The organism is Methanocalculus sp. (assembly GCF_029762515.1).
In the GTDB taxonomy this organism is placed as follows: Archaea; Halobacteriota; Methanomicrobia; order Methanomicrobiales; family Methanocorpusculaceae; genus Methanocalculus.
On record NZ_JARVGN010000051.1, the window covers coordinates 1 to 8,374 of the forward strand.

General features: G+C 54.9%; 7 protein-coding genes. 3 read left to right on the forward strand and 4 right to left on the reverse strand.

Annotation, left to right across the window (positions count from 1 at the left end; translation table 11 throughout):
• The 4 genes from QCH34_RS02960 to QCH34_RS02975 all read right to left on the reverse strand — a co-directional run.
• The coding region (locus tag QCH34_RS02960) for an alpha-amylase family glycosyl hydrolase (RefSeq protein ID WP_300329837.1) at positions 1–1,075 on the reverse strand (1,075 nt) is incomplete at its 3' end.
• A gap of 18 nt (positions 1,076–1,093) precedes the next feature.
• A complete protein-coding gene (locus QCH34_RS02965; protein WP_300329842.1) occupies positions 1,094–2,239 on the reverse strand; it encodes a glycosyltransferase family 4 protein in 1,146 nt (381 codons plus the stop codon).
• Complete coding sequence (locus tag QCH34_RS02970) at positions 2,221–3,675, reverse strand: hypothetical protein (RefSeq protein ID WP_300329846.1); 1,455 nt, start codon at positions 3,673–3,675, stop codon at positions 2,221–2,223. Before QCH34_RS02970 ends, QCH34_RS02965 begins: the two co-directional genes overlap by 19 nt.
• A gap of 39 nt (positions 3,676–3,714) precedes the next feature.
• Positions 3,715–4,494, reverse strand: a complete 780-nt coding sequence (locus QCH34_RS02975; protein ID WP_300329850.1) for a TIGR01458 family HAD-type hydrolase — start codon at positions 4,492–4,494, stop codon at positions 3,715–3,717.
• 144 nt (positions 4,495–4,638) lie between these two features.
• Here QCH34_RS02975 and QCH34_RS02980 point away from each other — a divergent pair, with 144 nt between their 5' ends.
• The 3 genes from QCH34_RS02980 to QCH34_RS02990 all read left to right on the forward strand — a co-directional run.
• Complete coding sequence (locus QCH34_RS02980) at positions 4,639–5,715, forward strand: ribonuclease H-like domain-containing protein (protein ID WP_300329853.1); 1,077 nt, start codon at positions 4,639–4,641, stop codon at positions 5,713–5,715.
• A complete protein-coding gene (locus QCH34_RS02985; RefSeq protein WP_300329856.1) occupies positions 5,712–7,979 on the forward strand; it encodes a DEAD/DEAH box helicase in 2,268 nt (755 codons plus the stop codon). Before QCH34_RS02980 ends, QCH34_RS02985 begins: the two co-directional genes overlap by 4 nt.
• A gap of 38 nt (positions 7,980–8,017) precedes the next feature.
• Positions 8,018–8,374, forward strand: a 357-nt coding sequence (locus QCH34_RS02990; RefSeq protein WP_300329858.1) for an ABC transporter ATP-binding protein, incomplete at its 3' end; no start/stop codon positions are given.

The following is an 8,374-nucleotide window of genomic DNA, read 5'->3' on the forward strand; positions in this document are numbered from 1 at the left end:
CAATCACCTGCACATCTGGAAAATCAGCATAAACGGTCTCATTTAGCAATCGCAGGAACCAAATTGCCTCCATATTCTCCTTGCCGCCGTACCTGTTCGGCACCCATTCGCCTGAAGGACGTGCATAGTCAAGGTAGAGCATCGAGGCAACCCCATCCACCCTCAGGCCGTCTGCGTGATAGCGATCAAGCCAGAACCGGGCACTGGAGAGGAGGAAGGAACGAACCTCGTTCCGACCATAATTAAAGATACAGCTCTGCCATTCCGGGTGGAACCCCTGTTTCGGGTCGGCGTGTTCATAACAATGCGACCCGTCAAAGAGGGCAAGCGCATGGGAATCCGAGGGGAAATGAGAGGGTACCCAGTCCAGAATCACACCGATTCTGTTCTGGTGAAGGTGATCGATCAGGTACATCAGATCCTCGGGCGGACCATACCGGGCCGTGGGCGCGAAGTATCCGGTTGTCTGGTAGCCCCACGATCCATAGAACGGGTGTTCCATTAATGGAAGGAACTCGACATGGGTAAACCCCATCTCATGGATATAATCTGAGAGGAGTGGAGCCATCTCCCGGTACCCGAGCATCCTCCCGCCATCTTCGGGGACACGCCGCCACGAGCCGATATGGAGCTCATAGATCGAGAGTGGGGCATCAAGAGCATTTATGGAGATGCGCTCCTCCATCCACGCACAATCTCCCCAGTCATAGGAGAGGGAGGTGATCCTGGAGGCAGTCTTTGGAGGCTCTTCCCACTGGAACGCGAAAGGATCGCCTTTGAAGAGTATCTTACCGGATGATGTTTCTATTGCATACTTGTAGATCGAGCCGATCTCAATCTCATCAACTGACCCCTCCCAAACCCCAGAGCTGTCCCACCGAGGGCTAAGGGGATCAATTCCAGGCGTCCAGTTATTCTGATCCGTTACAACAGAGACGCTCCGGGCTTCGGGAGCCCAGACTGCGAAGTGCACCCCGTCCCGTGAGGAATGCGATCCCAGGCACTCATAGATGCGGGCATGTGATCCCTCCTTAAAGAGGTAGATATCATAATCGGTCAGGTTTCTCCCATCCATGACCATAGTCCCCCAGGATCAGCATAGTGGAGGCTTAAGCACCTTCACATATACATGGTTGAGCTTCTCTGTCACCCTCTTCCAGTTAAACTGATCCATCACCTTCTGCCTGCCTGCAATCCCCATTGAGATGAGGAAATCCGGATTGTTGAGCGAGTAGCAGATCGCCCATGCAATCGGATCAGGTGCCGGGGGTACCTTAATCCCGTCGACAAGGTTCTCGATGTTCATCGAGAGGCCGCCCACATCAGACGCAACCACTCCCTTGCCGGCACTCCATGCTTCGGTGAGCACGAGGCCGAAAGGTTCGTTTCTGCTCGGGATACAGATAAGGTCAGCCGCATTCAGGAGTTCGAGATGTTCGGGATCAGAGACATAGCCGGTAAATTGTACCGGAAGGCCACGGGATCGTTCCTGCAAGGCAGGCAGCATATCACCTTTGCCTGCGAAGATGAACCTGACATCCTCCCTTTTGGCAAGCACGTGCGGGATTGCATCAAGCAGTATATCCGGGCCTTTCTGCCATCCGATACGGCCGACAAAGAGGACGAGCGGGGCGAGTTTATGGATCCCATATCGTTGCTTGATGAGCCCGGGGACAACATCCAGCATGTAGAGAGACGGATCTGTTCCATTCGGGATGATGGATATCTTCCAATCAGGAACATCATAGAGCCACATAAGCTCCACTTTCATCACCTTTGAGACAGTTATGATCTCACGGGCAAGGGATGCCATCGATTGTTCGATCCCGGATATCTCGATGAATTCTTTCCATCCACCAAAAGAGCCCCCGTTTCTTCCATACTCTGTTGAATGGAACGTGAGAACAGTTACCCGGTCCTGGAACTGCCGGAGTGTCTGGTAAAAATGCCAGTCATGGAAATGGAGCAGGTCAAAGGGAGGGTCGTCAAACTCGAGGAACCGGTCGATTGCCTCTTCGCTCATCTCCCTGCAATGGGAGAGAATATCGATCTGGTGTGGGGAGAGTGAGTGGAAGTGTACGCCATTCCTTGTAAAATCCTCTTTACCTCTCGTAAAGTAGTGAATCTCATGTGTTTTCGCCAGCTCTTCGGCAAGATATGTTGCGGCCGGGGCGAGCCCGCCAACCTTCTCCGTATAGACGGATTCCCAGGCAAAGAAAGCTATTTTAAGCGATTCCATAGAAAACGAACCCTCTCTATAACTGCTTTCTGTATATCCTCACGAGTCGTCAGGGGATGGATCGCGTCGGCAAGCTTTTCGTCATGGATCACATCCCGTACCCAGTGTTCAAAATCCAGGCGTTCGCAATGGTGGAGGATGCATTCATCAGTTGCCACATTGAGAAGTTTGACAAACTCTTCCAGTGAATGGGCAGAGAAGCCCTCCCTGTGATATGGGCTGCAGAAGTGGAATGCCTGATTTGGGGGAATGCAACGGAGAATGCGGGCAGCGGTCTTTGCCCTGACAAAACCGATCTGATCCTCTTCAAATTTGCAAAGAGCCGCGATATAATCAGAAAAGTACCGGTATGCATCCGCCTGTGTCCGGTAGTCTGTCAGCATCCCGCATGATCCTGATGTTGTTGCCATCTGCGAGAAGTGATCACGTGCCTGGAAACGACGGAGGGTCGTTCTGTCTGGAACCCATTGTCCCGCAGCCTTGAGAGCCTCAAGAGTCGTGCATTGCATCATATTGACCGGCCATGCAACCGATGCGCTCTCGATCAGTTCATCCGGGATCTGATCCGGTGAAGTGGCCTGTGCAACCGCCTCAGAAGGCAGGATACTGCGTACGCCAGTATCATGGAATGCTGCGGGCAATCCTTCAAGAAATGCGAATATACCTGTTTCTGGCTGGAAGCGGCCGCCAAAAACCTCCATATCAACCATGATATGGGCGATACCCCCCCTGATTGCAGAGAGCCAGCCTGCATAAGTACAAGGAGAGAGGGGATGATGTATCCAGTCCACCTCTCCGTACCGAAGGGCGATATCATCCGAAAGTTCGCAGTGCCTGATTAAAACAGGCATCCCACCAGCCTGATAACTCTTCAGGGGATTTATAAAAGGAGTGTTTTTCCCAAACACATCGGTATAGACAGCCGGGATGCCCATGTTCATTGCTGCTGTGATCACCGTCCAGTTGAATATCGAATCAGTTGCAACCAGTATCGCCGGCCTTCGTCCGGAAAAGTCCTCCATCGCTCTTTGGTGCATCTCAACCTGGTGCTGATACTCCTCAACCTCCCCGAAGAGAGCCACTACAGAGCAATAGTACGATTCGGTCAGGAGTTCTGCCTGCCTGTGGCTGGCGGCATCCCGGAGCAGATCGCAGAGATCCGGCTCAGATCCCTGAAGGTATTCAAGGAGGACACCAGACAACAGCAGGCCGCATCTGAAGCCTTCATCCATCATCCGGATCAGGCATTCTGTTGCCGGGATATAACAGGAACGCGAAAGGTGCCGGATCCGTCTCTCTTCATCAGGGGAAGGGAATGAAGAAGGACCTTGTTCACCTGTCTTCACCCCCAAAATATAAAGGGAATCCACCCGCTGCTGATGGCGAAGAACAAAGCTCATGCAGACCTGTGGAACACCAGATACCTCACCGGGCATGAGGAGGGATAAGGAGTGTTTAGTATATATAATATTTTATCATATAAATCTCGCAAACAACTCCTTCAGATACGCTATTGAAGGCAGGATCATATCCGGTTGAACTCCCGACTCCCGGGCAGCCACAGGCGAATACTTGCCGGTTTTTACCAGCACGCCAACAAGCCCTGCGTTCTGTGCACCACCCACATCTGTTCTTATATCGTCCCCAATCATCGCAGTCTTCCCAGGCTCTACACCATTCATCGTACATGCGGAAAGGAAAGCATCAGGCGAGGGCTTGCCCATCACCGTTGCGGCTCTTCCGGTGGCATACTCAAGTGCCGCGACAAACGGCCCGGCAGCGAGCGTGAGTCCATCTTCGGCCATCCAGTACCGGTCCCTCTCAAGGGCGATGAAGAGGGCTCCGTCATTGATCTCGCGGAACGCCTCATTCAGGACGCTGAAGGAAAAGGCTGATCCGGCATCACCGACGATCACGGCTTCTGCGCCATTTGGGGCTTCGGTGATGCCCCCCTCGGAAAATTCGGATCTGGCAGCATCGGTCATCAGGAGGCGGCAGGCGCTGATACCTTTCTCTTCAAGAAGCCGGAGTGCAGAAACGACCGGGGTTGCGATCTGATCGGGAGAGATGGAGAAGCCGGCCTTATTGAGCCGCTCCGCAATCTGCCGCCTGCTCCGCTGGGTCGAGTTTGAAACGAACCGATAGGGGATTCCCTGATCTTCAATCCACCGGATCGCTTCGGGTGCGCCCTGGATCGGCACTCCGCCTACTGCCAGAACCCCGTCAATATCTATGAGAAGTGCCTGTATCTGCATAAGATACCCCCTGTGCCAGCCTCTTCGCGGAGCGAGATGAGAAACGCCATGAAGATACTCGTTCCTCTTCTGCAATAAGCCGTTTGAAGTTCACTTTCACGCCCCGCTCAAGGGATTTATCTGAGATCACCCGGATGAGTACATATGGGACGATCTGCGGGTGCCTTTACGGATGCTGGTACATTCTGGCGGCAGAGGATCAGTGCAGCACCCGGCTATTCCGTCATCGATCATGACAACCGGTTCCGGGCACATATCGCACGATCCCCGGTCTTCGCATCTGCATACCAGAGATGCATGGAGAATCGCGATACACTCCTCCGGAACTATGCGGGATCTGACCTTGCTGATATCTGCAAGGGAACCGAGATTGAGACGGATGAGGGGATCTGCCTCAGGATCACCGAAGAGCATGACCATCAGCATTTCCCGCTTCATCCGGAAGAAGCAAAGCACCGCCTGGCCGGAAGGCTCAGGCTCATACCCGGTATCGGGCCTGCCACCGAGCGGCTGCTTATCAGGAAGGGGTGCAGGACAATCCATGATCTCCGCCATATCAGGGGGTTCCAAAAAGATGCTGAAAAGGTGCTTCGGATCATCGAAGAGGGCGACTTTGGAGCAGTTGTGGCGTTAATTGCAGAACGATTCGGGCGGACACATCCTGATATCATCATGGCATCCGCTTTCTCGCCGGATGAGCGGTTCTGTTTTCTGGATATCGAGACGCTCGGGGTATTCTCCCGCCCGGTCTTTCTGATCGGATCGGCTGAGCTCAGGGGCGGCCGGATCTCCTTCCATCAGTTCCTCGCCCGCGATATCGACGAGGAGCTCCCCGCACTCCTTGCCTGGAGAGATTCGGTGCCACAGGATGCAACAGTCATCAGTTATAATGGAAGATCCTTTGATCTCCCGTACCTGGCAGACCGGTTCGCCTATTATGGTATAGAACATGAAATTTCCAGGGACCAGATCGATCTCCTCCATATCACCCGGAGGATGCACAGGAGTACGCTTTGCGACTGCCGCCTCGGCACGGTCGAAGAAGAGCTGCTCGGAATAGAGAGGGGATCAGATCTTCCGGGGGCGCTTGTTCCCGAATTCTACGATATCTACCGGAGGACAAAGAATCCGGGCCCTCTTCTCCCGGTGCTGAAACATAACCGGCAGGATGTCCTCTCGCTCATCGAACTCCTCCGATTCTACCGGGAGATGGCAGGGTGAGTACATCCCCGCTCCTCAGATCCTTTCAGGAACGGTACGGGTACCCGGATGATGCACTCTTCATCAAAACGCTGCCGGGACGGGAGGCGCAGTATGCGGAGGTGCCAAATCGGCTTCACCCCCGCCTGAAAGAGTATCTCGCCAAATCGGGGATTAAACCCTATATCCACCAGGCCCTGGCATATGAAGCCCTCGCTGATGGTGAGGATATCATCCTTGCAACCCCGACTGCGTCAGGAAAGACCCTCGCCTTTGCCCTCCCGATCATCGATCGCCTCCTCACCGATTCCGATGCCCGTGCCCTGCTGCTCTACCCCACAAAGGCGCTTGCCCGTGATCAGCTCCGGGCATTTCAGGAGATCGATGCTGCGATCGGAGGGGGTATGCGGCCCGCCGTCTATGATGGAGATACTCCCCGCGATGCCCGCCCCGGCATCAGGGCACATTCGCGGATCATCATCTCGAATATGCATGAGATACACCATATCCTCCCCTGGCGGCGGCAGTGGGCAGATTTCTTCTCAGGTACCGCATTTGTCGTCATCGACGAGGCACACCGGTACCGGGGGGTCTTCGGCTCGCATATCGCCCTTCTGATCCGGCGTCTTCTGCGTGTCCTCGCATTCTATGATGCCAATCCTGCATTCATTCTGGCAACGGCCACACTCGGCAATCCCGGAGAGTTTGGTGAGCAGCTCACCGGCAGAGCATGCCGCCTCATCAGTGAGGACGGGTCTCCGCAGAATGCGCGTAGAATCGTCTTCTATAACCCCTATGCCCGCGACCCGACGGCATCTCTCGTCTCCGAAACAACTGATCTCTTCTCCGCTTCAATACGCGAGGGGTACCAGACGATCTGCTTCTCATCGTCCCGGCGGCTTGCCGAGGTGATTGCGCTCAGGGCCCGCGAAGAATTTCCAGCCGGACAAGCTCAGGAGACAACGATTTGTGCCTACCGTGCCGGGTATCTCGCAGATGAACGCCGGGAGATCGAGTCAGCAGTAAAGGAGGGAAGTATCCGGGGCATCGTATCGACAAATGCACTCGAGCTCGGGGTGGATATCGGCACCCTCGACTCGGTGGTGATGGCAGGGTATCCCGGTACCACCCTCTCCTTCTGGCAGCAGGCAGGGCGTGCCGGAAGGAGCGGAAGAGAGAGTATCGTCGCGATGGTAGCCCGGTACGATCCGATCGACCAGTACTACATGCACCACCCGGATCGGTTCTTTGAGACTGCATACGAGCATGCGGCAATCGACTGCAGAAACCCGATCGCCCTCTCGGGGCATCTCCTCTGTGCGGCAGCCGAGGTGCCGATACGCGATTCTGACTGCCGATATTTCGGAGCAGAGATGAACGACTATCTTGCAACCCTCATGGAACAGGAGATTCTGGCAAAAACGAAGCGGGGGATCGTCTATGCCGGCTCCTCCCGTGCATCCGAACTTGTCTCCCTCTCGGGATCGGCATCAGGTGGATACCGGATAACCCATAACGGGTATCTTATCGAAACGATGGATGATTCACAGGCATATCGCGAGGCATATCCGGGTGCGATCATCCTCCACCAGGGGGAGAGCTACATCGTGCGGTCGGTGAACCGCGAGGATCGCCAGATCCGGGTTGAGGCAGCCGATGTCGATTACCATACCCGTCCCCTGATGAGGAAGAGTGTCGAGGTCGGCACGATTGAAAGGAGCGTCTCCCACGGAGGCTTCACCATCTCATCTGCCGGGGTGACCGTCACTGAAGAGCTCTATGGCTTTCGTATCGTCAGGTATGACCGGGTGATCGGATCTGCCGAGGTTGATGCACCCCCTCTCTCCTTCCCGACACAGGGGCTTCTGATCGCAATTGATGAGAATATGTTAGCAGATGGAGGAATCGGTGATCCGGATGGCGCCCTCCATGCCGCCGAACATGCCCTGATCGCGGCAATGCCGGGTGTTGTCATCTGTGATCGGTATGATATCGGCGGTATCTCAACTGCCTGCCATCCGGCAACAGGCACTCCTGCGATCATCATCTATGACGGCTATATCGGGGGAGCAGGGCTCTCTCAGAAGGCATATGATCTGGTTTTCCGGGTCGCCTCGCTTGCAGAAGCGATTATCAGCGAGTGCCGGTGTGCCGACGGCTGCCCTGCCTGCATCTTCTCGCCAAAATGCGGCAATGATAACCAGCCGCTCGACAAGGCAGGTGCACGGGTGCTGCTCGGTTCCCTTTGTGAGAGGATGAAAGGGGCAGAACCGGTGCCTTCATAATCCATAAATGTAAATTGTTTTTAACATTCTGGTGTACCATGCAGGCGATCAGGGCAGAGAACCTCTCGAAATCCTTTGATGGGCGGATGGTGCTCGATAATGTATCATTCTCCGTTGAGAAGGGGGAGATCTTCGGGTACCTCGGCCCAAACGGGGCAGGAAAGACAACGACGATCAATCTCCTCCTCGGACTCCTCACTCCTGATGGCGGGAGAGCCACGGTGAATGGCGCCGATCTCGGTTCAGATGACGAGGCACGGCGGCGAATCGGGGTGCTCTTTGAGAATAACGGCTTTTCTGAGCGGCAGAGTGCCTACGAGAACCTCAGGTACTATGCCATTCTCTATGGCATGGATGATCCGGATCACAGGGTAGATGAGCTGCTCGGGATGATC